The organism is Pseudomonas sp. MWU13-2862 (assembly GCF_023242495.1).
Taxonomy (GTDB): domain Bacteria; phylum Pseudomonadota; class Gammaproteobacteria; order Pseudomonadales; family Pseudomonadaceae; genus Aquipseudomonas; species Aquipseudomonas gingeri_D.
In genome coordinates, this window is sequence record NZ_JALMEZ010000001.1 from 618,656 (window position 1) to 642,160 (window position 23,505).

At 61.5% G+C, this 23,505-nt stretch carries 23 protein-coding genes; 1 reads left to right on the plus strand and 22 read right to left on the minus strand.

The window, feature by feature from the left end:
• Positions 1–25: 25 nt before the first annotated feature.
• The 11 genes from motD to M5C56_RS02925 all read right to left on the minus strand — a co-directional run bounded on the left by motD (position 26) and on the right by M5C56_RS02925 (position 12,439).
• Positions 26–913, minus strand: a complete 888-nt coding sequence (motD, locus tag M5C56_RS02875) for a flagellar motor protein MotD (RefSeq protein WP_103495937.1) — start codon at positions 911–913, stop codon at positions 26–28.
• Between the two features lie 10 nt (positions 914–923).
• Positions 924–1,664 (minus strand): flagellar motor protein, encoded by a 741-nt coding sequence (locus M5C56_RS02880; RefSeq protein WP_103495938.1) that lies wholly within the window; start codon positions 1,662–1,664, stop codon positions 924–926.
• Positions 1,664–2,797 carry a chemotaxis response regulator protein-glutamate methylesterase gene (locus M5C56_RS02885; protein WP_103495939.1) on the minus strand — a complete coding sequence of 378 codons (1,134 nt, stop codon included), beginning with the start codon at positions 2,795–2,797 and terminating at the stop codon, positions 1,664–1,666. Before M5C56_RS02885 ends, M5C56_RS02880 begins: the two co-directional genes overlap by 1 nt.
• Before the next feature lie 52 nt (positions 2,798–2,849).
• Complete coding sequence (locus tag M5C56_RS02890) at positions 2,850–5,129, minus strand: chemotaxis protein CheA (RefSeq protein WP_103495940.1); 2,280 nt, start codon at positions 5,127–5,129, stop codon at positions 2,850–2,852.
• A 14-nt stretch (positions 5,130–5,143) separates the two neighbouring features.
• Positions 5,144–5,932, minus strand: a complete 789-nt coding sequence (locus M5C56_RS02895; RefSeq protein ID WP_103495941.1) for a protein phosphatase CheZ — start codon at positions 5,930–5,932, stop codon at positions 5,144–5,146.
• Positions 5,933–5,954: 22 nt separating this feature from the next.
• Positions 5,955–6,326 carry a chemotaxis response regulator CheY gene (locus tag M5C56_RS02900; RefSeq protein ID WP_003183998.1) on the minus strand — a complete coding sequence of 124 codons (372 nt, stop codon included), beginning with the start codon at positions 6,324–6,326 and terminating at the stop codon, positions 5,955–5,957.
• Between the two features lie 172 nt (positions 6,327–6,498).
• On the minus strand, positions 6,499–7,239 hold the full coding sequence (fliA, locus tag M5C56_RS02905; protein ID WP_103495942.1) for an RNA polymerase sigma factor FliA: 741 nt from the start codon (positions 7,237–7,239) through the stop codon (positions 6,499–6,501).
• Positions 7,236–8,069 (minus strand): flagellar synthesis regulator FleN, encoded by an 834-nt coding sequence (fleN, locus tag M5C56_RS02910; protein WP_040069867.1) that lies wholly within the window; start codon positions 8,067–8,069, stop codon positions 7,236–7,238. Before fleN ends, fliA begins: the two co-directional genes overlap by 4 nt.
• 121 nt (positions 8,070–8,190) lie before the next feature.
• Entirely contained in the window at positions 8,191–9,519 is a 1,329-nt protein-coding gene (gene flhF / locus M5C56_RS02915; RefSeq protein WP_103495943.1) for a flagellar biosynthesis protein FlhF, read from the minus strand.
• 11 nt (positions 9,520–9,530) lie between these two features.
• Complete coding sequence (gene flhA, locus M5C56_RS02920) at positions 9,531–11,660, minus strand: flagellar biosynthesis protein FlhA (protein ID WP_177100135.1); 2,130 nt, start codon at positions 11,658–11,660, stop codon at positions 9,531–9,533.
• Positions 11,661–11,779: 119 nt separating this feature from the next.
• Positions 11,780–12,439 carry a hypothetical protein gene (locus M5C56_RS02925; protein ID WP_103495945.1) on the minus strand — a complete coding sequence of 220 codons (660 nt, stop codon included), beginning with the start codon at positions 12,437–12,439 and terminating at the stop codon, positions 11,780–11,782.
• Between the two features lie 446 nt (positions 12,440–12,885).
• Between M5C56_RS02925 and M5C56_RS02930 the strand changes: the two genes are divergently transcribed.
• Entirely contained in the window at positions 12,886–14,139 is a 1,254-nt protein-coding gene (locus M5C56_RS02930) for a hypothetical protein (RefSeq protein ID WP_103495946.1), read from the plus strand.
• A gap of 38 nt (positions 14,140–14,177) precedes the next feature.
• On the opposite strand, the gene flhB is transcribed toward M5C56_RS02930, so the two are convergent.
• The 11 genes from flhB to M5C56_RS02985 form a co-directional block, all read right to left on the minus strand.
• Positions 14,178–15,317, minus strand: coding sequence for a flagellar biosynthesis protein FlhB (gene flhB, locus M5C56_RS02935; RefSeq protein WP_103495947.1), 1,140 nt, complete (start codon positions 15,315–15,317; stop codon positions 14,178–14,180).
• Positions 15,318–15,320: 3 nt separating this feature from the next.
• Positions 15,321–16,103, minus strand: coding sequence for a flagellar biosynthetic protein FliR (fliR, locus tag M5C56_RS02940; RefSeq protein ID WP_103495948.1), 783 nt, complete (start codon positions 16,101–16,103; stop codon positions 15,321–15,323).
• A 1-nt stretch (position 16,104) separates the two neighbouring features.
• Complete coding sequence (fliQ, locus tag M5C56_RS02945; RefSeq protein WP_100939027.1) at positions 16,105–16,374, minus strand: flagellar biosynthesis protein FliQ; 270 nt, start codon at positions 16,372–16,374, stop codon at positions 16,105–16,107.
• Between the two features lie 15 nt (positions 16,375–16,389).
• Entirely contained in the window at positions 16,390–17,142 is a 753-nt protein-coding gene (fliP, locus tag M5C56_RS02950; RefSeq protein ID WP_103495949.1) for a flagellar type III secretion system pore protein FliP, read from the minus strand.
• Positions 17,142–17,576: a flagellar biosynthetic protein FliO gene (fliO, locus tag M5C56_RS02955; protein WP_103495950.1), complete on the minus strand. Its 435-nt coding sequence runs from the start codon at positions 17,574–17,576 to the stop codon at positions 17,142–17,144. The genes fliP and fliO overlap by 1 nt, the downstream gene beginning before the upstream one ends.
• The gene (gene fliN / locus M5C56_RS02960) at positions 17,577–18,044 is read right to left on the minus strand and encodes a flagellar motor switch protein FliN (RefSeq protein ID WP_103495951.1); all 468 of its coding nucleotides are present in this window, start codon (positions 18,042–18,044) and stop codon (positions 17,577–17,579) included. It lies immediately after the preceding gene.
• Positions 18,045–18,100: 56 nt separating this feature from the next.
• Positions 18,101–19,069 carry a flagellar motor switch protein FliM gene (gene fliM, locus M5C56_RS02965; RefSeq protein WP_103495952.1) on the minus strand — a complete coding sequence of 323 codons (969 nt, stop codon included), beginning with the start codon at positions 19,067–19,069 and terminating at the stop codon, positions 18,101–18,103.
• 9 nt (positions 19,070–19,078) lie between these two features.
• On the minus strand, positions 19,079–19,585 hold the full coding sequence (fliL, locus tag M5C56_RS02970; RefSeq protein WP_103495953.1) for a flagellar basal body-associated protein FliL: 507 nt from the start codon (positions 19,583–19,585) through the stop codon (positions 19,079–19,081).
• Positions 19,586–19,830: 245 nt separating this feature from the next.
• Entirely contained in the window at positions 19,831–21,306 is a 1,476-nt protein-coding gene (locus tag M5C56_RS02975) for a flagellar hook-length control protein FliK (protein WP_103495954.1), read from the minus strand.
• A 104-nt stretch (positions 21,307–21,410) separates the two neighbouring features.
• Positions 21,411–21,755: an Hpt domain-containing protein gene (locus M5C56_RS02980; protein ID WP_152738612.1), complete on the minus strand. Its 345-nt coding sequence runs from the start codon at positions 21,753–21,755 to the stop codon at positions 21,411–21,413.
• 41 nt (positions 21,756–21,796) lie between these two features.
• On the minus strand, positions 21,797–23,503 hold the full coding sequence (locus M5C56_RS02985; protein ID WP_103495956.1) for a SpoIIE family protein phosphatase: 1,707 nt from the start codon (positions 23,501–23,503) through the stop codon (positions 21,797–21,799).
• Between the last annotated feature and the right edge of the window lie 2 nt (positions 23,504–23,505).

Sequence of the window (23,505 nt, forward strand, 5' to 3'; positions counted from 1 at the left end):
AAGCCGGCCGAGAAATAGCGCCAAGTTATAGAGCAGGTGCCGGAGATTTGACGGCCTTCTCGCGTACCGCTTGCTTTATCGCTGGCGGTGCAGTTTGTGTGCCAGCACGCTTCAAGGCCGCGTCCGGTGTTGCATTGGCCGTGCCGGTACCGGTCAGGCTGCGGCGTACGTCGAGATTACGCGACACCACCAGCACCACCCGCCGGTTGCGCGCCCGGCCTTCGGCGGTGGCATTGTTGGCCACCGGCTGGAACTCGCCATACCCCACCGATGCCAGCCGGCCGGGGTTGACCCCGTCCATGGCCATCATCCGCACGATACTCGCCGAACGGGCCGAGGACAGCTCCCAGTTGGTGGGATATTGCGCGGTACGGATCGGCTGGTCGTCGGTAAAGCCTTCGACGTGGATCGGGTTGTCGAAGGGTTTGAGGATCTTCGCCACCTTCTCGATGATGTTGAACGCCATGTCACTGGGCATTGCATCGCCGCTGCCGAACAGCAGGCTGGAGTTGAGTTCGATCTCGACCCACAGTTCGTTGCCGCGCACGGTCATCTGGTTGGAACTGATCAGGTCGCCGAACGCCGCGCTGATATCGTCGGCGATGCTCTTGAGCGGGTCCTTGGCCCCCTGGCCGATGGCGGCATCGGTCTGATCGACATCCTTGATCAGCGGGTCGGCCGGCTTGACCGTGACCGGGCGCTCGTCACCGATGGGAATCGGCTTGAGGCTGCGGTCGGCGTCGTTGAAGACCCCGACCAGCGCCTGGGAGATCACCTTGTACTTGCCTTCGTTGATCGAGGAAATCGAGTACATGACCACGAAAAAGGCGAACAGCAGCGTGATGAAGTCAGCGTAGGAAACCAACCAGCGCTCGTGATTCACATGCTCTTCGTGTTGGCGACGTCTGGCCATGTCTACTCCATCACTCCATGAAGCCTTGCAGCTTCAATTCAATGGAGCGCGGGTTCTCGCCCTCGGCAATCGACAGGATGCCCTCGAGGAGCATTTCCCGATAACGCGACTGGCGAAAGGCAATCGACTTGAGCTTGCTGGCCACCGGCAGCAGTATCAGGTTGGCACTGGCCACGCCGTAGATGGTCGCGACAAAGGCCACGGCAATCCCGCTACCCAGTTGCGAGGGGTCGCCGAGGTTGCCCATCACGTGAATCAAGCCCATCACCGCACCGATGATACCGATGGTCGGCGCATAGCCGCCCATGCTTTCGAAGACCTTGGCGGCCTCGATATCACGGCTTTCCTGGGTGTAGAAGTCCACTTCGAGGATGCTGCGGATGGCTTCCGGCTCGGCACCGTCGACCAGCAGTTGCAGGCCCTTGCGCGAGTAGGTGTCGGGCTCGGCCTCGGCGATGCTTTCCAGGCCCAACAGGCCTTCCTTGCGCGCCGTCAGACTCCAGTTGACCACGCGCTCGACGCCGGCAGGCAGATCGATACGCGGTGGAAAGAGGATCCAGATGAGAATCTGCATGGCGCGCTTGAACGCGCTCATCGGCGATTGCAGCAAGGCCGCGCCGATGGTCCCGCCCAGCACGATCAAGGCGGCCGGACCGTTGGCCAGGGCCCCCAGGTGACCACCTTCGAGGAAGTTGCCGCCGATGATGGCGACAAACGCCAGAATCATCCCGATAAGGCTCAACACATCCATCAGAGACAAGCCTCGACCAGGTGCTTGCCGATTTCATCGAGGCTGTACACCGCATCGGCCAGCTCAGCCTTGACGATGGCCATGGGCATGCCGTAGATCACGCAACTGGCTTCGTCCTGGGCCCAGATGGCACTGCCGCCCTGCTTGAGCAGGCGCGCGCCTTCACGACCATCGGCACCCATGCCGGTGAGGACCACCGCCAGAACTTTGTCACCGTAGGACTTGGCCGCGGAACCGAAGGTGATATCCACACAAGGCTTGTAGTTCAGACGCTCATCGCCTGGCAGGATTTTCACCGCGCCACGCCCGTCGATCATCATCTGCTTGCCGCCCGGAGCGAGCAGGGCCAGCCCGGGACGCAGGATGTCGCCATCCTCGGCTTCCTTGACGCTGATCTGGCAAAGCTTGTCCAGACGTTCGGCAAAAGCCTTGGTGAAGGCCGCCGGCATATGCTGGATCAACACGATGGGCGCCGGGAAGCTGGCCGGCAACTGGGTCAGGACCCGCTGCAGGGCTACCGGACCACCGGTGGAGGTACCGATGGCAACCAGCTTGTAGGCCTTGCGCTTCGGCGCGCCGGAGGTCGAGACCGCGGCGTGTGCGGGCGCCGGAGCGCGACTGGCCACCGGGGTGGTGCGCACGGGTGCCGGAGCCGGGCTGCCGTAGCTGCTGGACGCCGGTGTCGGCGTAGGGGCCGGAGACGGCGCGGCAGCAGGCACACTGCTGAAGCGGCGGTTACTGCGCGAGATGCTGTGAACCTTCTCGCACAGCAGCTGCTTGACCTTCTCCGGGTTGCGCGAGATATCTTCGAAATTCTTCGGCAGGAAGTCCACGGCCCCGGCGTCCAGCGCATCGAGGGTGACCCGGGCGCCTTCGTGGGTGAGGGACGAGAACATCAGCACCGGCGTCGGGCAGCGCTGCATGATATGCCGCACCGCCGTGATGCCGTCCATCATCGGCATCTCGTAGTCCATGGTAATCACGTCCGGCTTGAGGGCCAGGGCCTGATCGATGGCTTCTTTACCGTTGGTCGCCGTACCGACGACCTGAATGCTTGGATCCGCCGAAAGAATTTCCGAGACGCGGCGGCGGAAAAACCCCGAATCATCCACCACCAGGACCTTGACTACCATAAACACTCCGTTAGGCACGGCGGCGGGCTTAAGCCCAGCCGCCGGGCCAGAATCAAATACGCCGTGCGGCGTAACGCTTGAGCATGCTCGGCACGTCGAGAATCAGGGCAATGCGACCGTCACCGGTAATGGTGGCGCCCGACATGCCCGGGGTCCCTTGCAGCATCTTGCCCAGCGGTTTGATGACCACTTCTTCCTGGCCGACCAACTGATCGACGACAAAGCCGATCCGCTGGGTGCCCACCGAAAGGATCACCACATGGCCTTCGCGCTGCTCCTCATGAGCGGCCGAACTGACCAGCCAGCGCTTGAGGTAGAACAGCGGCAGGGCCTTGTCGCGGACGATCACCACTTCCTGGCCGTCGACCACATTGGTGCGCGACAGGTCGAGGTGGAAGATCTCGTTGACGTTGACCAGCGGGAAGGCAAAAGCCTGGTTGCCGAGCATGACCATCAGGGTCGGCATGATCGCCAGGGTCAACGGGACCTTGATGACGATCTTCGAACCCTTGCCCTTGGTCGAGTAGATGTTGATGGTACCGTTGAGCTGGGCGATCTTGGTTTTCACCACGTCCATGCCCACGCCACGCCCTGACACGTCGGAAATCTCGGTCTTGGTCGAGAAGCCCGGGGCGAAGATCAGGTTGAAGCAGTCGGTCTCGCTCAGGCGATCGGCCGCATCCTTGTCCATCAGGCCCTTCTTCACCGCGATACTGCGCAGCACGTCGGCGTCCATGCCCTTGCCGTCATCGGAGATCGACAGCAGGATGTGGTCGCCTTCCTGCTCGGCGGAGAGGATGACCCGACCGCTGCGGGACTTGCCCATGGCTTCGCGGTCGGCCGGTTCTTCGATACCGTGGTCGACCGAGTTGCGCACCAAGTGGACCAGCGGGTCGGCCAGGGCCTCCACCAGGTTCTTGTCGAGGTCGGTCTCTTCGCCCACCAGTTCCAGGTTGATCTCTTTCTTCAACTGCCGGGCCAGGTCGCGAACCAGGCGCGGGAAGCGGCCGAAGACTTTCTTGATCGGCTGCATGCGGGTTTTCATCACCGCGGTCTGCAGGTCGGCGGTCACCACGTCGAGGTTGGACACGGCCTTGGACATGGCTTCATCGCCGCTGTTCAAGCCCAGGCGCACCAGGCGGTTACGCACCAGCACCAGTTCGCCGACCATGTTCATGATCTCGTCCAGGCGCGCGGTATCGACCCGCACGGTGGTTTCCGCTTCGCTGGCGGCCGGCTTGTCGCCGGCCGCAGCGGCAGGCGCCGGGGCACGGGCCGGAGCCGGCGCGGCGGCGGCAGGTGCCGGTGCGGCCTTGGCCGGTGCTGGCGTCGCTGCGACCGGCGCTGGCGCCTTGGCAACCGGTGCAGGTGCGGCGGCAGCCGGTTTGGTCGCGGCCGGCGTGGCCACCGCCGTGGTCGCGGCCACTTCGGTGAACTTGCCCTTGCCATGCAGCTCGTCGAGCAGCGATTCGAATTCCTGGTCGGTGATCAGGTCGCCGCTTGCAGCGCCGGTTTTCTCGGCCGCCTGAGCCGCAGCCGGAGTGGTATCGAGCGCCTCGACCTTGAACGAACCCTTGCCATGCAACTGGTCGAGCAAGGCTTCGAATTCGTCGTCGGTGATATCGCTACTTTTTTCAGCCCCACCGCTGGCCGCCGCCGGTGCTGCCGGCGGAGTGGGCGCCGCCACGGCATCCGGCGCGAACTGGCCCTTGCCGTGCAACTGGTCGAGCAGGGATTCGAACTCGGCGTCGGTGATCTCATCGCCACCGGCCTCGCCTTGTACCGCAGCCACCGCTTTGGGCGCCTCGGCTTCGGCCTTGACGCTGTTCAGGGAGTCGAGCAGCATTTCGAATTCGTTATCGGTGATGTCGCCGGATTCGCTTTCAGCGACCGGTTCCGGCTCCGCCACTTCGGCCACTGGCGCGGCCACTTCCTCGGCACCCGCCGGTTCCGCCAGGCGCGCCAAGGCCGCCAGCAGCTCCGGGGTGGCCGCAGTGATCGGGCCACGTTCACGGACTTCGCTGAACATGCCGTTCACCGCATCCAGCGCTTCCAGGACCACGTCCATCAGCTCCGAGTCGACGCGTCGCTCCCCCTTGCGCAGGATGTCGAACACGTTCTCGGCGATGTGACAGCACTCCACCAGCTCGTTGAGCTGGAGGAAGCCGGCGCCCCCTTTTACAGTGTGAAAACCGCGAAAGATTGCATTGAGCAGATCCGCATCATCTGGCCGGCTTTCCAGCTCGACCAGTTGTTCGGACAGTTGCTCCAGAATCTCGCCGGCCTCAACCAGAAAATCCTGAAGGATCTCTTCATCGGCGCCGAAGCTCATGTGTTTGGGTGCTCCTAGAATCCAAGACTGGAAAGCAAATCGTCGACATCGTCCTGACCGGACATAACGTCTTCACGTTTATCGGCATGAATCTGCGGACCTTCACCCTGGGCCATCTGTTTTTGTGGGTCTTTTTCGGCAAGAAGCGCATCGCGGTCATGTTCGATACCGGCAAAGCGGTCGACCTGACTGGCCATCAGCACCAATTTGAGCAGATTGCTTTCCACTTCGGTGACCATCTGGGTCACGCGCTTGATCACCTGGCCGGTAAGGTCCTGGTAATCCTGGGCCAGCAGAATATCGTTCAGTTCGCTCGAAACAGCGCGGGTTTCCTGCTCGCTGCGGGACAGGAACGTCTCGACCCGCCGCGCCAGCTCGCGAAACTCCTGGGCACCGACTTCGCGCCGCATGAAACGGCCCCAGTCGGCGCCCAGGGCCTTGGCCTCGACGTTCAGGCCAGTGATCCTCGGGGTCGCACTCTCCACCAGGTCCATGGTGCGATTGGCCGCCGCTTCGGTCAGCCTGACCACATAGGACAGGCGCTCGGTGGCGTCGGTGATCTGCGACACTTCCTCGGCCTGCGGCATATGCGGGTCGATCTGGAAGTTGACAATGGCGCTGTGCAATTCGCGGGTGAGCTTGCCGACTTCCAGGTACAGGCCACGGTCACGGGTCTGATTCAGCTCATGGATCATTTGCACCGCGTCGCCAAACCGGCCTTTTTCAAGGCTGTCGACCAGCTCGCGGGCATGTTTTTTCAGGGTTAGTTCAAAATCACCCAGTGAAGATTCGTTGTGCTCCATAGCGCCCCCGTGGTGGACTTCATCAACCGATGCGTTCGAAGATCTTCTCGATCTTCTCTTTCAACGCCTGGGCCGTGAATGGTTTGACCACATAGCCGTTTACACCGGCCTGGGCAGCTTCGATGATCTGCTCGCGCTTGGCTTCAGCGGTCACCATCAGCACCGGCAGGTGCTTGAGCTTTTCATCGGCGCGCACGTGGCGCAGCAGATCGATACCGGTCATGCCGGGCATGTTCCAGTCGGTGACCAGAAAGTCGATGCTACCGCTGTTGAGGACGGGAATCGCGGTAGTACCGTCGTCCGCCTCAACCGTGTTGGTGAACCCGAGGTCACGCAACAGGTTCTTGATGATCCGCCGCATCGTTGAAAAATCATCAACGATGAGGATTTTCATGTTCTTGTCCAATTCGACCTCCAAGCAGTCTTAAACGCGTACAGCACCTGGACGCGCTGTTCAATCAATTCGGCACAGCACTCAACGACTGCATGGAAACGCCATCCGGCCGAGTCACCCGCAAGGCGTCAAACGCCCTGCCGGTCTCGTTCGCAGTGTTCCCACACTGCCCTCAGCGCGCTCGCCACTCCCCCAAACGCCCCCGCAAACGGGCCGCGCACTGGCTGTGTAACTGGCTGACTCGCGACTCGCTGACCCCCAGCACCTCACCAATTTCCTTGAGGTTCAGCTCCTCGTCGTAGTACAGCGCCAAGACCAGTCGCTCACGCTCCGGCAAATTGGCAATCGCATCCGCCAGCGCTGCCTGGAAGCGTTCATCCTCCAGGTCGCGCGACGGCTCGAGATGAGCACTTGCGCCGTCCTCGTGCAGCCCTTCATGGTCGCCGTCCTGCAACAGGTCGTCGAAACTGAACAGGCGGCTGCCCAAGGTATCGTTCAAAATCCCGTAATAATCGTCGAGACTCAATTGGAGTTCGGCTGCAACCTCGTGATCTTTAGCGTCACGGCCGGTTTTTGCTTCAATTGCGCGAATTGCGTCACTGACCATACGGGTATTGCGGTGTACCGAACGTGGTGCCCAGTCGCCCTTGCGCACTTCATCGAGCATCGCGCCGCGGATACGAATGCCGGCATAGGTCTCGAAACTGGCCCCCTTGCTCGCGTCGTACTTGGTCGAGACTTCCAGCAGCCCGATCATCCCGGCCTGGATCAGATCCTCGACCTGGACACTGGCCGGCAACCGCGCCAGCAGGTGGTAGGCGATACGTTTGACCAACGGTGCGTAACGTTCAATCAATTCATATTGGCTGTCACGCGACGACTTGGAATACATGCGATAGCCACTGGCAGTCATAGCACCGGTCCCGCACTCGTTTGATGCACCAGACGCTCGACGAAAAACTCCAGGTGCCCCCGTGGATTGGCGGGAAGCGGCCAGGTGTCGACCTTCTGAGCGATAGCCTTGAACGCCAAGGCACATTTCGAACGAGGGAATGCCTCGTAGACCGCACGCTGCTTTTGCACGGCCTTGCGCACACACTCGTCATAGGGAACGGCGCCGACGTATTGTAAGGCCACGTCCAGGAAACGATCCGTGACCTTGGTCAACTTGGCGAACAGGTTGCGGCCTTCCTGCGGGCTCTGGGCCATGTTGGCCAGCACGCGGAAGCGGTTCATGCCGTAGTCGCGGTTGAGCAACTTGATCAAGGCGTAGGCATCGGTGATCGACGTCGGCTCGTCGCAGACCACCAGCAGCACTTCCTGGGCCGCGCGGACGAAGCTGACCACCGACTCACCAATGCCCGCGGCGGTGTCGATCACCAGCACGTCGAGGTTGTCGCCGATATCGCTGAATGCCTGGATCAGGCCGGCATGCTGCGCCGGGCTCAGGTGCACCATGCTCTGGGTCCCCGAGGCCGCCGGCACGATACGAATCCCGCCCGGGCCTTGCAACAGCACATCGCGCAGCTCACAGCGGCCTTCGACCACGTCGGCCAGGGTACGTTTGGGTGTCAGGCCCAGCAGGACGTCGACATTCGCCAGCCCCAGATCCGCATCCAGCAGCATGACGCGCCGGCCAAGCTCAGCCAGGGCCAGGGATAAATTCACTGACACGTTGGTCTTCCCGACGCCACCTTTGCCGCCGGTCACCGCGATCACCTGTACGGGATGCATGCTGCCCATGTTCTCTTCTTACCTTGTCTTGCTTAGACGGAAGGCCACATAACTGGCTGCGCGTTCACTTGTCGGAACAATGCGTGGCAGACCATCGATGTAGGTAATTTGCAACGTCTGAATACTCATCTCAACCCACCCGTTTTGACGGGCTGTGGTAGATATCAGCGAACATATCGGCCATGGCTTCCTCGCTGGGTTCTTCCTGCATTTGCACACTGACCGCCCTGGACACCAATTGATGCCGGCGCGGCAGGTGTAGATCATCCGGAATGCGTGGCCCGTCGGTCAGGTAGGCCACTGGTAATTCGTGACTGATGGCCAGGCTCAGCACTTCGCCGAGGCTCGCCGTTTCATCAAGTTTAGTCAGGATGCAACCGGCCAGCCCGCAGCGCTTGTAGCTGTGGTAGGCGGCGGTCAGCACCTGTTTCTGGCTGGTGGTGGCCAGGACCAGATAATTCTTCGCCTTGATCCCGCGTCCGGCCAGGCTTTCCAGTTGCATGCGCAACGCCGGATCGCTGGCCTGCAGGCCGGCGGTGTCGATCAGCACCACGCGCTTGCGCAGCAGCGGGTCGAGGGCCTGGGCCAGGGACTGGCCCGGGTCGACATGGGTCACCGAGACGTTGAGGATCCGCCCCAGGGTCTTGAGTTGCTCCTGGGCACCGATACGGAAGCTGTCCATGCTCACCAGCGCGATGTTCTGCGCGCCGTACTTGAGCACATAACGCGCCGCCAGCTTGGCCAGGGTGGTGGTCTTGCCCATGCCGGCCGGGCCGACCATGGCGATCACACCGCCTTCTTCCAGTGGCTCGATCTCGGGCGTGACGATCATCCGCGCCAGGTGCGCCAGCAGCATGCGCCAGGCCTGGCGCGGCTCCTCGATCCCGTTCACCAGCTCCAGCAGGTCCCGCGACAGCGGCCCGGACAGGCCGATACGCTGCAGGCGACGCCAGAGGTTGGCCTGCTGCGGCTGACGACCTTGCAACTGGTTCCAGGCCAGGGAGCCGAGCTGGACTTCCAGCAGCTCGCGCAGGCCGTTGAGCTCCGAACGCATCGAGTCGAACACTCGCTGGTCCACCGCCGGGGCGTGTGCGACAGGCGCTGGCGCCGGGCGCCGCGGCTCTTCGAAAGTCGGTTCGATCAGCGGCTCGGCGGCGGTCAGCGGCAGGCCGGCGAACAGTTGGCGATTGGTCGTGGCGTCGGTATCGCCGTCGCTGCGCAGGCTCAGCTCGGCCTGGGCGGTAACGATACGCGACTGAGTCTTGCGCAGCTCGTCTTCGAGTTCCATGTTCGGCACCCGCGGCGACAGCGCCGAGAGCTTGTAGTCCAGGGCAGCCGTCAGCTCGACACCGCCCGCAATCCGGCGGTTGCCGATAATGGCCGCGTCGGAGCCCAGCTCATCACGAACGAGCTTCATGGCCTGACGCATATCGGCGGCGAAAAAACGCTTAACTTGCATAACCCACTACCTCAGCCGTTGGGCCCTACTGTCGCAACGATGGTCACTTGCTTGTTGTCCGGAATTTCCTGGTAGGCCAAGACATGCAGACTTGGCACCGCCAGTCGTCCAAACCGCGAAAGCATCGCGCGAACCGGTCCAGCTACCAGCAGGATCACCGGCTGCCCTTGCATTTCCTGGCGCTGGGCGGCGTCGATCAACGAACGCTGGAGTTTCTCAGCCATGCTCGGCTCCAGAAGAACGCCTTCTTCCGAGCCTTGTCCGGCCTTCTGCAGACTATTGAGCAATATCTGTTCCAACCTTGGTTCCAAGGTGATCACAGGCAGCTCGGACTCAAGCCCCACAATGCTTTGGACGATTGCGCGGGACAATCCGACGCGAACCGCGGCAACCATAGCGGCAGTATCTTGACTCTTGCTGGCATTGTTGGCGATCGCTTCGGCAATGCTGCGGATATCCCGGACCGGCACGTGTTCGGCGAGCAGGGCTTGCAGCACCTTGAGCAGATGCGACAGGGAAATGATCCCCGGCACCAGCTCTTCGGCCAGTTTCGGCGAGCCCTTGGCCAGCAACTGCATGAGTTGCTGGACTTCCTCGTGGCCGATCAGTTCGCTGGAGTGCTTGTAGAGAATCTGGTTGAGGTGCGTCGCCACCACGGTACTGGCGTCGACCACGGTATACCCCAGGGACTGCGCCTGGGACCGCTGGCTGACCTCGATCCAGACCGCCTCCAGGCCGAAGGCCGGGTCTTTGGCGGTGATCCCGTTGAGGGGACCGTAGACCTGCCCCGGGTTGATCGCCAGTTCGCGATCCGGGTAGATCTCGGCTTCGGCCAGGGTCACGCCCATCAGGGTCAGGCGGTAGGCGCTGGGTGCCAGGTCGAGGTTGTCACGAATATGCACCGTGGGCATCAGGAAGCCCAGGTCCTGGGAGAGCTTCTTGCGCACCCCCTTGATCCGCGCCAGCAACTGCCCGCCCTGGTTACGGTCCACCAGCGGAATAAGGCGATAACCGACTTCCAGGCCGATCATGTCGATGGGGCTCACGTCATCCCAACCCAGCTCCTTGGTTTCCTGGGTTCGCGCCGGCGACGGCAGCAGCTCCTGCTGGCGCTGGACTTCGGCCAGGGCCTGGACCTTGGCGACGTTCTGTTTTTTCCAGACCAGATAGGCGATGCCACCGGCGACGGCCGCCAGGCTGATAAAGGAAAAGTGCGGCATGCCCGGCACCAGGCCCATCACCGCCATCAGGCCGGCGGCGACACCGAGGGCCTTGGGGGAGGCGAACATCTGCCGGCTGATCTGCTTGCCCATGTCTTCCGAGCCGGAAGCCCGGGTCACCATGATCGCCGCCGCTGTGGATAACAACAGTGATGGCAATTGCGCCACCAAACCGTCACCGATGGTCAGCAGGGCGTAGACCTTGCCGGCGTCGGCAAAACTCATATGGTGCTGGAAGATCCCGACCGCCATGCCGCCGATCAGGTTGATGAACAGAATCAGCAGGCCGGCGACGGCGTCACCGCGGACGAACTTGCTGGCACCGTCCATGGAACCGTAGAACTCGGCTTCCTGGGCGACTTCCAGGCGGCGCAGCTTGGCCTGTGGCTGATCGATCAGGCCGGCGTTGAGGTCGGCGTCGATCGCCATCTGCTTGCCGGGCATCGCATCGAGGGTGAAGCGCGCGCTCACCTCGGAAATCCGTCCGGCGCCCTTGGTGACCACGACGAAGTTGATGATCATCAAGATCGCGAAGACCACGATACCGACCACGTAGTTGCCGCCGATCACCACCTCGCCGAAGGCCTGGATCACCTTACCGGCGGAGGCATGACCTTCCTGGCCGTGGAGCATGACCACCCGGGTCGACGCCACGTTCAGCGCCAGGCGCAGCAGCGTGGCGATCAGCAGGATGGTCGGGAATACCGCGAAATCCAGCGGTCGCAGGGCGTAGACGCAGACCAGCAGGACGACAATCGACAGGGCAATGTTGAAGGTGAAGAACACGTCCAGCAGAAACGCCGGCACCGGCAACATCATCATCGCCAGCATGATCAACAGCAGCACCGGCACACCGAGGTTGCCGCGGCCGAGGCTGCTCAGGTTGCTGCGCGCCGAGTTGAGAAGTTGAGAGCGATCCACCGGTATTCCTCGTCACCTTGAAGCAAACTTTTGACGCCGGGAGCGTCATAGGCCTGCCACTGCAAGAAGCCTTCCAACTTTTGCAGTCCAAGGTAACGAGCCGCCTCGAACCAGGGGTTCTACTGGGCGACCCGGATGTCGTTCGCGGTCAACTTGCCAAACTGCAGATCACTCCCTTTCACGTACAGGATCCCGCGATTCAACCGGGCATCCTCGACCTTGACCTGGTCTTCATGGAAATACCCCAGAACGACAATCGCCGTCGGGGCACGCGAAAGCAGGTCATGCCCCAGCATCAAATTGAGTGCCCACTGAAATTCGATGATGGGCAAATCAGCAATGACGATCCGGCGCTTGCGGTCGCTCCAGCGGAAGTCCTGCTGGACCGTGATAAAGACATCATCGTCGAAAAACTCGAAAACCGGCTTGCCGTAACGCCTCGAAAGCCCATTGGCGGACCAATCACTCATATAGTCATTCGGATTGCTGAATACCCCGCAGAGTTGCTCGAATGAACGAATACTTCCCGCATTGCCGGAAAAGTAATTGTACGAATAGTGATAGGCCAGACCGGCCAACTCGGGACGGATGGCGTTGATAGGAGCATCGAGGTAACCCGGAATATGGGTGTTGGCTGCTTCTTTGAAACGTTCAAAATCCAGTAACAACCTGAAAGTGATCGAATAGCCGATCGCACCGATTTCAGGTTTGTCCTCCAACCTGCCCGATACAAATAGCAACCCCATCCCTTCCAGCCGCTTATATTGCTCGTTGCTCATGATCGTTCGCTCCCATGATGGCCATCCCTGAGAAGAATGAAACCTCCATGGAGCCTATGAGGCGCCAGGCAAACGAACGCGGTCTACTGTCAGAATTGACAGTTTTATGCAAAAAGTACTGCCACTGGTCGTGCCGCCGAGACAAGAGCTGGCGCAGGGTGCGCAACGCAGAAGACGTGCAGCCAAAAAAACCACTCTGATAGCCTCATCCCCGCCCTATTGCCGCTTTAGTTAAAAACAATCCAATAAACCACACTCTTAGTACAACTCAACATAAAAAACTGTCAGTTCTGACAGTTCACGAGAAATCTTTCCCGCCCCTATCATCGTTATGCAACACGGAATGGCAAGCACACATCGAATATCCACCATCGCGGGGGTTAGCTTGCCCCTACCCCTCCAAACTCAACGGATGCAGATTCATCCAAACAAAGAGAGACATCCTCATGAAAGGACCCACTCAAAACTTAACTGCTCCTGGAAGCATAGATAGTGAATTTGGATTTCTAGGCTCGTTCTCTGACTTCAGGGCGGGCACTCTGCTCATGAGCATCGCGGGTCTGCGCCCCCGCGGAGAAATACTCTTTGTAGGGACGCATCTGGAAAACAACCAACTGAGTTTTCAACTGGCGCAACTCACCAATCTGGGACGCCTTGATCCGTCTTTTGGCCCAGATGGCACCGGCAGCCTCCTCGGCGTATTCAAAACAGGAAGCGAGGCCACCGCCACCGGGGCTCAGATACTCAAGGATGGCAAAATACTCTTGGCCGGCCATCACCGTTCATTCGCAGGAGAGTCCCGAATTGCACTGGCACGCTTCCTGGAAAATGGGGCGCCTGACGAAAGTTTTGGCAATAAGGGCAGCGTTATTCTCCCTCGTCTCACCGACGCGCCACCCAACCTCCCCCAGGACCACCTTTCCACCCTGAGAAACCGCAGAACGCTGCTGAGCCACCCCAGGTCAAATATCGTTGTGGACCCCGATGAAAAAATTATCATCGGACAAAACGCGCTTCTGCTGAGGCTAGAAAAAAACGGAGAGATCGACCATAGCTTTAACCAGACCGGTCATCTTAATCCTAATACCGTCATCAACGCGGTTGCTGTGTCGGCCGATCGAAAAATCACCATCGCTGGAGTGGATAGCGAAGGTGCCAACTTGGCACGCTTCAATGTCGATGGTTCTCCAGACCTCGACTTCGGGCACGGCGGCAGGACTTCATTCGGCGTAGGTTACCCTTCAGCCGCCATAAGCCTGTCCCTACATGATGACGGGCGTATATTCGCCGCCGGTGTGTCAGACATGGATCCCGGCGATATATGGGGAGCCGGGCTCAGGGGATTGCTCGCGGCATTCACCGCCAATGGTCGCCTGGATCCGGCATTTAATAATGGCGCGCCCCTGGTGAGCGACTTTGGCATTACAGACGGCATGGGCTGGTTTGATATAGGCGGTACACCCGATGAAATAGTTGTCGTGGGTTATGCAGGTTTGCTGTCAAGGGAGAGCGGCCTTATCGCACGCTATCTGGCCAATGGTAATCTCGACACCACCTTTGGCAATGGATCAGGATACGTCAGACGATTTTTTCCAGGCTCACGCGGTGTATGGGAGTCAGTGATCGTCCAGCCGGACAAAGGCATCGTAGTTACGGGTGATACCCCGAGGAACGTCGTCTCCCGCTACCTCGGAACATAGGCCAGGCGGCCCGGAGGCTCGGTGTTTGTCGGGCCTGTTCAGGAATCGCGGCGTAAATCCGGCGGAATCGGCAGGTCGCCCTTGAGCGGGTCCGGGCGCTTGCCCTTGCCGGCACGGTACTGGCGGATCTGGAAGACGTACGCCAGCACTTGTGCCACCGCCAGGTACAGGCCCGCCGGAATCTCCTGATCCAACTCGGTGGAGTAGTAGATCGAACGCGCCAGGGCCGGCGACTCAAGCAGCAGGACGTCGTGTTCGACGGCGATCTCGCGGATCTTCAAGGCCAGGAAGTCACTGCCCTTGGCCAGCAACACCGGCGCCCCACCCTTCTCCGCGTCGTATTTGAGCGCCACGGCATAGTGGGTCGGGTTGGTGATCACCACATCCGCTTCGGGAATCGCCGCCATCATCCGCCGCTGGGACATTTCGCGCTGCAACTGGCGAATCCGCTGCTTGACCTCCGGCCGCCCCTCCTGGTCCTTGTGTTCGTCACGTATTTCCTGCTTGGTCATCAACAGGCGCTGGTGGGCGGTATAGAGCTGCACCGGGACATCCACCGCGGCAATGATCAACAGCCCCAGGGACATCCACAAGGTACTCCAGCCCACCAGTTGCAGGCTGTGGATGACCGCCGACTCCAGCGGTTCATGGGCGATCCGTACCAGGTCGTCGATATCCGAGGACAACACCGACAGCCCGACGAACAGAATGATGGTGAACTTGCCGACCGCCTTGAGCAGCTCCATCACCGACTTGGCCGAGAACATCCGCTTGATCCCCGGGAAGGGGTTCATCCGACTGAACTTCGGTGCCAATGTACCAGGCGAGAACAACCACCCGCCAAGGGCGATCGGCCCGATCAGGGCGGCGGCCAGGGCGGTCAGCAGGATCGGCTGCACGGCCCAGATAGCCATTTCCCCGGAGCGCAGGAGAAAAATCCCCATGTAGCGCTGGTCGAGCACCACTTCCCGGCTCAGGGTGAAATTCATGCGCATCAACTCGGCCAGATCCTGGGCCAGGGCGCCGCCGAACACCAGCAGCGCGCCGGCACCGGCCATCATCACGGCAAAGGTATTGAGTTCCTTGGAGCGGGCAACCTCACCCTTCTCCCGGGCATCTTTTTTCTTTTTGTCCGTGGGGTCTTCTGTCTTGTCCTGGCCGCTCTCGCTCTCTGCCATGGTTCAGCGCACCCGTGCCAGTCCACGTAAAAACTGCAGGGCCTCATCGGCTAGCGGTTGATACTGGTTGAGAATATCGCCCAGGCTGACCCAGAGAATGATCATCCCCAGCACCAGGATCAGCGGAAAACCAATGGAGAAGATGTTCAGCTGCGGCGCGGCACGGGTCATGATGCCGAACGCGATGTTCACCACCAGCAACGCGGTGATCGCCGGCAGCACCAGTACCAACGCCGCCCCGAGCACCCAGCCGAGCTTGCCGGAGATTTCCCACAAATCCGTGGTCGACAGCCCGCTGCCCACCGGAAAGGTGGTGAAACTCTCGGTCAGCACTTCGATGACCACCAGATGACCGTTCATGGCCAGGAACATCAGCGTCACCAGCATGGTGAAGAACTGTCCGATCACCGCCGCCGAGACACCGTTGACCGGGTCGACCATGGACGCGAAGCCCATGCCCATCTGGATCGCGATGATCTGTCCGGCCACCACGAAGGCCTGGAAAAACAATTGCAGGGAAAAACCGAGCAAGGCACCGAAGATGATCTGCTCGGCGATCAGCAGCAACCCGCTCAGGTCCAGCGGATGCACCTCGGGCATCGGCGGCAGGCCGGGGGCGATGACCACCGTGATTGCCAGGATGAAATACATGCGGATCCGGCGCGGCAACAGGGTGGTCCCGAAGACCGGCATGGTCATGATCACCGCGCCGACCCGAAACGCCGGCAGCATGAAGCTCGCGACCCAGCTGCTGATCTGCGTGTCGGTCAGCGCGAGCAGCGACATATCAGCCGATGACCTGCGGAATGCTGCCGTACAGCGACAGGATGTACTCCATGAACTTCTGCACCAGCCAGGGCCCGGCGACAATCAGGGTGACCAGCATCACCAACATGCGCGGCAGGAAGCTCAGGGTCTGTTCGTTGATCTGGGTGGCGGCCTGGAATATCGCCACAATCAAGCCCACCACCAGGCTCGGGATCACCAGCACGGCGACCATCAGGGTGGTCAGCCAGAGGGCATCACGGAATATGTCGACTGCGACTTCAGGAGTCATTACACATCACTCGCTCTAGACACCGCCAAAACTGCTGGCCAGGGTACCGATGATCAATGCCCAGCCATCCACCAGCACGAACAACATGATCTTGAACGGCAGGGAAATAATCAGTGGCGACAGCATCATCATCCCCATGGCCATCAGCACACTGGCCACCACCAGGTCGATGATCAGGAAGGGAATGAAGATCATGAAGCCGATCTGGAACGCGGTCTTCAATTCCGAGGTGATGAAGGCCGGCACGATAATGGTCAGCGGCGCCTGGTCGGGCGTGGCGATGTCGGTGCGCTTGGACAGGCGCATGAACAGCTCCAGGTCACTGGTGCGGATCTGCGCCAGCATGAACTCCTTGATCGGCACTTCGGCCTTGAGCACCGCATCCTGGGCCGTCATCTTGTCGGCCAGGTAGGGCTGCAGGGCATCATGGTTCACCTTGTCGTAGACCGGCGCCATGATGAACATGGTCAGGAACAGCGCCATGCCGGTGAGGATCTGGTTCGACGGCGTCGACTGCAGGCCCAGGGCCTGGCGCAGGATCGAGAAGACAATGATGATCCGGGTGAAACTGGTCATCAGCATGAGGAACGCCGGGATAAAACTCAGCGCCGTCATGATCAGCAGGATTTGCAGGTTGACCGAGTATTCCTGCTGGCCGTTGGCCCCGGTGCCGAGGGTGATCGCCGGGATCGACAATGGATCGGCCGCCAGCGCCAGAGGCGCCGCCAGCAGCAAGGCCAACGTCAAGACAAACCGCAAAGCACCCATCACTTCTTATCCTTACCCAGCAATTCCATCAGGCGCTGAGCGAATTCAGGCGTGGCCTGCTCGCTGCTCGGCACCTGGACCGGTTCCTTGAGCACATGCAGCGGGGTGATGGTGCCCGGCGACAGCCCGAGCAGGATCTGCTCGTTGCCGACCTGCACCAGCACCAGACGGTCACGCGGCCCGAGGGCACGCGAGCCGATCAGTTCGATGACCTGCCGCCCCTTCGCCCCCGGCCCGACCTGTTGCATACGGCGCAGCAGCCAGGCGAGGACAAAGATGATCCCCAGCACCAGCAGCAAGCCGAGCACCAGTTGCGTCAGTTGCCCGGCCATGCTGCCGGGCGTACTCGGCGTGGCCGCTGTCGCCGTGGCCAGCGGTTCGGCCGCCCAGGCACTGAGCGGCGACAGCAGCAGGATGCCGAGAAGCCTGTTCATTCAGCGCAACTTCTTGATGCGTTCGCTCGGGCTGATCACGTCGGTCAGACGGATACCGAACTTTTCGTTGACCACCACCACTTCACCGTGGGCGATCAGCGTGCCATTGACCAGCACGTCCAACGGCTCGCCGGCCAGGCGATCGAGTTCGATCACCGAACCCTGGTTCAATTGCAGCAGGTTGCGGATATTGATATCGGTGCTGCCGACTTCCATGGAAATCGACACCGGAATATCGAGGATCACTTCCAGGTTCGGACCGTCCAGGGTCACCGGGTCGTTGTTCTTCGGCACACTGCCGAACTCTTCCATGGGCAGGCGGCTGCCGCCCGACGAATTGCCGGAGTCAGCCGCCAGCAAGGCATCGATATCGGACTGGCCGGCATCGCCGGTTTCTTCCAGGGCAGCCGCCCATTCGTCGGCCAGGGCCTGGTCGTCGGCGGAAGTCATATCGTTATCATTAGCCATCAGTTGTCCTCGGCAAGCAGAAATTCAGTTAACACAGCGCATTCCTGATCGACGCCCTAGCGGCGCCCGATCGCCTCAATCACTTGCAGTGCCAGGTTGCCCTTGTGGGAACCGAGCTTGACCTTGAACGACGGCACGCCATTGGCGCGCATCACCATCTCTTCCGGCAGTTCCACCGGAATCACATCACCCGGCTGCATGTGCAGGATGTCCCGCAGGCGCAACTGGCGACGGGCGACCGTAGCGCTGAGCGGCACGGCCACATCGAGCACGTCTTCGCGCAGGGCCTTGACCCAGCGCTCGTCCTGGTCGTCCAGGTCCGATTGGAAACCGGCGTCGAGCATTTCCCGCACCGGCTCGATCATCGAGTACGGCATGGTCACGTGCAGGTCGCCGCCGCCACCGTCGAGCTCGATATGGAAGGTCGAGACCACCACCGCTTCGCTGGGACCGACGATGTTGGCCATGGCCGGGTTCACTTCCGAGTTGATGTACTCGAAATTGACTTCCATGATCGCCTGCCAGGCTTCCTTGAGGTCGATGAATGCCTGCTCCAGCACCATGCGTACCACCCGCAGTTCAGTGGGGGTGAATTCACGGCCTTCGATCTTGGCGTGGCGACCGTCGCCACCGAAAAAGTTGTCCACCAGCTTGAACACCAGCTTGGCGTCGAGGATGAACAGGGCGGTGCCGCGCAACGGCTTGATCTTCACCAGGTTGAGGCTGGTGGGGACATAGAGCGAGTGCACGTATTCGCCGAACTTCATCACCTGGACGCCGCCGACCGCCACGTCGGCGGAACGGCGCAGCATGTTGAACATGCTGATGCGGGTGTAGCGGGCGAAACGTTCGTTGATCATTTCCAGGGTCGGCATGCGTCCGCGGACGATGCGATCCTGGCTGGTCAGGTCGTAACTTTTGACACTGCCGGGCTCGGCAGCGGTTTCGGTCTGTACCAGACCGTCATCGACGCCATGCAAGAGGGCGTCGATCTCATCCTGGGACAGCAGATCCTGCACGGCCATGTCGTGATCCTACTGCAATACGTAGTTAGTGAAGAGCAGCTGTTCGACCACCACTTTGCCGACTTCCTTCTGCGCCACTTCCTGCACGCTGGCAGTGGCTTTCTGGCGCAGCAGTTCCTGGCCGACCGGGGTCGCGAGGGTTTCGTAGGTCTGACCGGAGAACAGCATCACCAGGTTGTTGCGGATCACCGGCATGTGCACCTTGAGGGCATCCAGGTCGGCCTGGTTACGCGCCAGCAAGGTGATGCTCACCTGCATGTAGCGCTGGCGGCCGCTGGCGTCCTTGAAGTTGGTGACAAAGGCCGGGGCCATGGGCTCGTAGATCGCCGGCTGCTTGCCGCTGGGGGCGGCTTCGGCCACTGCCGGTGCCGGTTTGCTCTGGGCACTGTGCATGAAATACCAGGTCGCACCCACCGACAGGCCGATGGCCAGCAGCACACCCAGCACAATGACGATGATCAGCTTGAGTTTGCTTTTACTGCCGGGTTCTTTTACCGCTGCTTCGCTCTTCGCCATGCCAATAATCCGTCACTATTCGATTTTTCATAGTCGCACGGCAAGGCTGGAGCAAGTGTTATGCCAGATCGGGCATGAGGGAAGTACTGTCTTCGAAATACAGCGGAACCTGTAGGAGCAGGGCTTGTCGGGACGCCGCAGCGCCGCGATGAGCCCCTTGAGACCGCCAAAAGCTTCGCTGGCAAGCCATGCGCCTACAGTACCGTGTGCAGCCGAAAAATGGATGCACACCGAAAGCCCCGGGATCAGGCGTAATAGTCGACCGCGCTGGAGCCGACCACCACACTGGTGCTGGCGGCAGCGGCCGCTTCGCTGACTGCGGCAACCGACAGGTCATCCTCGCTGTCGCCACTGAGGCTACCGCCACTGCCGCTACCTCTGTGCGCCTGCTGCTGTTGCTGCTGCGCGCCCTGGCCCTGGCCGGCCCAGCCACGGGCCTGGTCGGAAACCGTGACGTCGGCCTGACCCAGACCTTGCTGTTGCAGCATGTCCCGCAGGCGCGGCATGTTGCCTTCAAGGGCATCGCGCACCCCGGCGTGGGCGCTGATGAAGCTGATCTGCGTCGGCTGGTCGGCGGACATGTTCACCTTGATATCCAGGCGCCCCAGCTCGGCGGGCTGCAACTGGATCTCCGCCGACTTGAGGTTGGCGCTGGAGAGGTACATGACCCGATTGACCACTTCTTCGCTCCAACCGCTCTGGTGCATCGCCAACGGCTGGTTGGCCGGCAGTGCATTCGCGGTCTTGGGCGTGGCCGCCTGGGTCAGCGCCGCCAGGCGATTGGCGAAGTCGTCGACCCGGGTATCGCTGGAGGCGCTCTTGATATCCTTGAGACCGTCATCGATCAGGGTCTTGAAGGATTTGTCGCCACCCTGGTCGCCGCTGCCCGAATCGGTTTTCTGATCCACCAGGGTGACGACGTTATTGGCCTGGTTCTGTGCCAGCGTCGAGTCGGTGGCATTGGTGTTGGCGCTGTCGGAGGATTTTGTCGAGGCCTGGCTACCGCTGGAGACGTGCCCCCCCTGCTCCATGGCCAGACGCACTGCCGGCAGGTTGTCCAGCGGGTCGGCGGCCGGATCGAAATCCCCCCCCGTGGTCGGCGTTGCCTTGGCAGCCGGGGTCGCCGCGGCGGTGACCGCTGCCGCCAACGGCGCCTGGACCACAGCCGGATCGACGGGAGCCGCAGGAGCCGGGGTCGCCGCGGTAGCGGCCGCCTGGAGCAGAGCCGGATCAACGGCCGGGTCCGGCGTCGCTACGGCGACCGGGGTATCGGTCGCCGTGGTGTCGGTACCGTCGCTGGAAGCGGTCTTGTCGTCGGACTTGGCCGTATCGGTCGAGGCCGTCGTGCCGTCGGCCGCGGTCTTGTCAGAGGCGCCCTTGTCATCGGCGGACGCTGTCTTGCCATCCACCTTGGTCGTTTTGTCGGCAGGCAAGGATTTGCCGCTACCGGCAACCGATGACTGCGCGGAGGCATTCGGGTTGTCGGCCTTGCTGGCCGGTGCGTCCGGCTTGGCCGGCGCCACGGGGGCCTTCTCCGCCATCGACTTGAGCGGATTGAAGGCGACCTTCACCGGATTGCTCTGGGTGTTCTGGTAGACCTGCGCAAAGCTGAAAGCATTGTCCTTGGGCGGTGCGACAACGCTCGGCGCAGGAATAACAGGGTCCGCCTGCGGCTTGACGGCAGCGTTGGCCTGGAGGAGCGAATTAGGGACGAGTGACATGGATACGGTCTCCGCTGCACAAGGATCGTAAGTACAGTGCAGGAAGCAACAGCAAGGTTCGGGCCATCTTTGCCCGACCGACTCGGATGCTCCCCTTAACGGGGCTAGGGCCGGACCGGAAAGCGCTCGCGCTCGCTTTCGTAAAAACGCCGCACCACTTCATATTCACGGTCGATCTGGTTGATCAGCTCTTCGACACCGACCCGCGGAGATTGCGCGGCCAACTGCTCCAGCTGCCGGCAAAGTTCGGCCAGGCGCAACGCGCCCATGTTGCTGCTGCTGCCCTTGAAACTGTGGGCCGCCGCGCCGAGATCCACAGCATTGCTCGCCTGGTGCAATTGCCCCAGGCGTTTGCTCGAATCTTCGAGAAAGGTATCCAGCAACAGCGGATACTCATCCTCCATGATGTCCTGCAATGCACTGAGTGCATCGCGGTCCAGATGTTCCATATCGTTGTTCACTTGATCGCTCCCTGCTCCACACACGCGAATTATGCCTGAGCCTCCCACGAAAACTCCACGTGGGCGCTGCGCCCGCCGTCCGACCAGCAGGCATTGCGGCCGAGCTGGCGCACCAGCCCCACACCACGCCCCGACAGCCGTTCGGCCCCCACGGGACGCTCCATCACACGGGTCACGTCAAAACCCTTACCGCTGTCATCGACCTGTATGCTCAACCGACCGCCCTCGCCCTGCGGGATCACCTGCAGGCGTACACGGACGAAGCCCTCCTCCAGTTCGAGCAGTCGCCGATTGCGTTGCTCATAGTATTGCGCAAATCCCTGCACATCGCGCTTGAGGCTCGAATCCAGGCCGAGGACACCATGTTCCAGGGCGTTGGAGTAGAGCTCGGCGAGAACGCTGTAGAGCGCCCCGCTCTGGGTGCGCAGGCCATGCACCTCCATCAGCAGTTGCAGCATGTACGGCAACGGATTGAAGCGTTTGAGGGTGGCCGCGCGAAATTCGAAGCTCACCGACCAGTCCAGCGGGCAGGACTCGCCGCTGTCGGAGTAGATCATGGCGTTCGGCAACTGCTGCGTCGGTGCCGGCAAACTGACCTGGACCATGCTCACATCATCGCGGGCCTCGCCGCGAAAGCGATGCAAGGCGTCCTGGATATCCTCGAACAGGCGATCCGGCTCCCGATTGGCGGCGAAGACTTCCTGCAGGCGCTCGACGCCGAACAACTGCTCGTCGCTGTTGCAGGTATCGATCACCCCGTCGGAGAGCAGAAATACCCGATCGCCCTGGGCCATGGGGTAGACGTCGGTGCGGTGGTCGAACGACTCGGCCCCCAGCACCCCCAACGGCAGGTTCCGCGCCACCAGCGGCTGGCGCTCTCCCGTGGCGACCCGATGCAGGTAGCCGTCCGGCATGCCGCCATTCCACACCTCCACCACCTGGCGCTGTGAGCTCAGGCAGAGAAAGGTCGCGCAGCAGAACATATCCACCGGCAGGATGCGCTTGAGCTTGGCATTCATCTCCCGCAGGGTTTCCGCCAGGCCATAGCCCTTGGCGGTCATGCCGTAGAAGACTTCCGCCAGCGGCATCGCCCCGACCGCCGCCGGCAGGCCATGGCCGGTGAAGTCGCCGAGCAGCACATGCATGTCACCGGCCGGGGTATAGGCCGCCAGCAACAGGTCACCGTTGAACAGCGCATAAGGCGATTGCATATAGCGGATATTTGGCGCGTTCAGACAGCCGGCGTGAGCCACCTTGTCGAACACCGCCTTGGCCACCCGCTGTTCGTTGAGCAGGTAGTCATGGTGCCGGGCAATCAGGTCGCGCTGTTGCAGAACGGTGTCCTGAAGGCGCCGGAGACGGTCCATGGCCTTGATCTTGGCCCCGAGGATCACCTGGTTGTAGGGTTTTTCCAGAAAGTCGTCGCCGCCAGCTTCCAGGCAACGCACCAGCCCATCGACTTCGGTCATGGAGGTGAGGAAGATGATCGGCACCAGCGACTCGCCGGCCAGCAACTTGATCCGCCGCGCCGCTTCGAAACCGTCCATCACCGGCATCATCGCGTCCATCAGCACCAATTGCGGCCGCTGCGCCTCGAACAGGGCCACCGCCTCGGCGCCATTGCTGGCGGTCAGCACTCCGTGGCCCTGACGCCTGACGATGCTCGAGAGCAATAAACGATCGGCCGCACCATCCTCGGCGATCAGTACCGTCAGCGACTCCGCTCCCGACTGCATGC

Bases quoted from the DNA above. Each gene is read 5' to 3' on its own strand.
- M5C56_RS02890 (WP_103495940.1), bottom strand. From the start codon at position 5,129: ATGAGCTTCGGCGCCGATGAAGAGATCCTTCAGGATTTTCTGGTTGAG.
- fliR (WP_103495948.1), bottom strand. From the start codon at position 16,103: ATGTCGCTGCTCGCGCTGACCGACACGCAGATCAGCAGCTGGGTCGCG.
- flhB (WP_103495947.1), bottom strand. From the start codon at position 15,317: ATGGCAGAGAGCGAGAGCGGCCAGGACAAGACAGAAGACCCCACGGAC.
- fliL (WP_103495953.1), bottom strand. From the start codon at position 19,585: ATGGCGAAGAGCGAAGCAGCGGTAAAAGAACCCGGCAGTAAAAGCAAA.
- M5C56_RS02930 (WP_103495946.1), top strand. From the start codon at position 12,886: ATGAAAGGACCCACTCAAAACTTAACTGCTCCTGGAAGCATAGATAGT.
- fliP (WP_103495949.1), bottom strand. From the start codon at position 17,142: ATGGGTGCTTTGCGGTTTGTCTTGACGTTGGCCTTGCTGCTGGCGGCG.
- M5C56_RS02925 (WP_103495945.1), bottom strand. From the start codon at position 12,439: ATGAGCAACGAGCAATATAAGCGGCTGGAAGGGATGGGGTTGCTATTT.
- flhF (WP_103495943.1), bottom strand. From the start codon at position 9,519: ATGCAAGTTAAGCGTTTTTTCGCCGCCGATATGCGTCAGGCCATGAAG.
- M5C56_RS02985 (WP_103495956.1), bottom strand. From the start codon at position 23,503: ATGCAGTCGGGAGCGGAGTCGCTGACGGTACTGATCGCCGAGGATGGT.
- M5C56_RS02880 (WP_103495938.1), bottom strand. From the start codon at position 1,664: ATGGATGTGTTGAGCCTTATCGGGATGATTCTGGCGTTTGTCGCCATC.
- fliO (WP_103495950.1), bottom strand. From the start codon at position 17,576: ATGAACAGGCTTCTCGGCATCCTGCTGCTGTCGCCGCTCAGTGCCTGG.
- M5C56_RS02980 (WP_152738612.1), bottom strand. From the start codon at position 21,755: ATGGAACATCTGGACCGCGATGCACTCAGTGCATTGCAGGACATCATG.
- M5C56_RS02975 (WP_103495954.1), bottom strand. From the start codon at position 21,306: ATGTCACTCGTCCCTAATTCGCTCCTCCAGGCCAACGCTGCCGTCAAG.
- fliN (WP_103495951.1), bottom strand. From the start codon at position 18,044: ATGGCTAATGATAACGATATGACTTCCGCCGACGACCAGGCCCTGGCC.
- motD (WP_103495937.1), bottom strand. From the start codon at position 913: ATGGCCAGACGTCGCCAACACGAAGAGCATGTGAATCACGAGCGCTGG.
- M5C56_RS02885 (WP_103495939.1), bottom strand. From the start codon at position 2,797: ATGGTAGTCAAGGTCCTGGTGGTGGATGATTCGGGGTTTTTCCGCCGC.
- fleN (WP_040069867.1), bottom strand. From the start codon at position 8,069: ATGGGCAGCATGCATCCCGTACAGGTGATCGCGGTGACCGGCGGCAAA.
- fliQ (WP_100939027.1), bottom strand. From the start codon at position 16,374: ATGACTCCTGAAGTCGCAGTCGACATATTCCGTGATGCCCTCTGGCTG.
- fliA (WP_103495942.1), bottom strand. From the start codon at position 7,239: ATGACTGCCAGTGGCTATCGCATGTATTCCAAGTCGTCGCGTGACAGC.
- fliM (WP_103495952.1), bottom strand. From the start codon at position 19,069: ATGGCCGTGCAGGATCTGCTGTCCCAGGATGAGATCGACGCCCTCTTG.
- M5C56_RS02895 (WP_103495941.1), bottom strand. From the start codon at position 5,932: ATGGAGCACAACGAATCTTCACTGGGTGATTTTGAACTAACCCTGAAA.
- M5C56_RS02900 (WP_003183998.1), bottom strand. From the start codon at position 6,326: ATGAAAATCCTCATCGTTGATGATTTTTCAACGATGCGGCGGATCATC.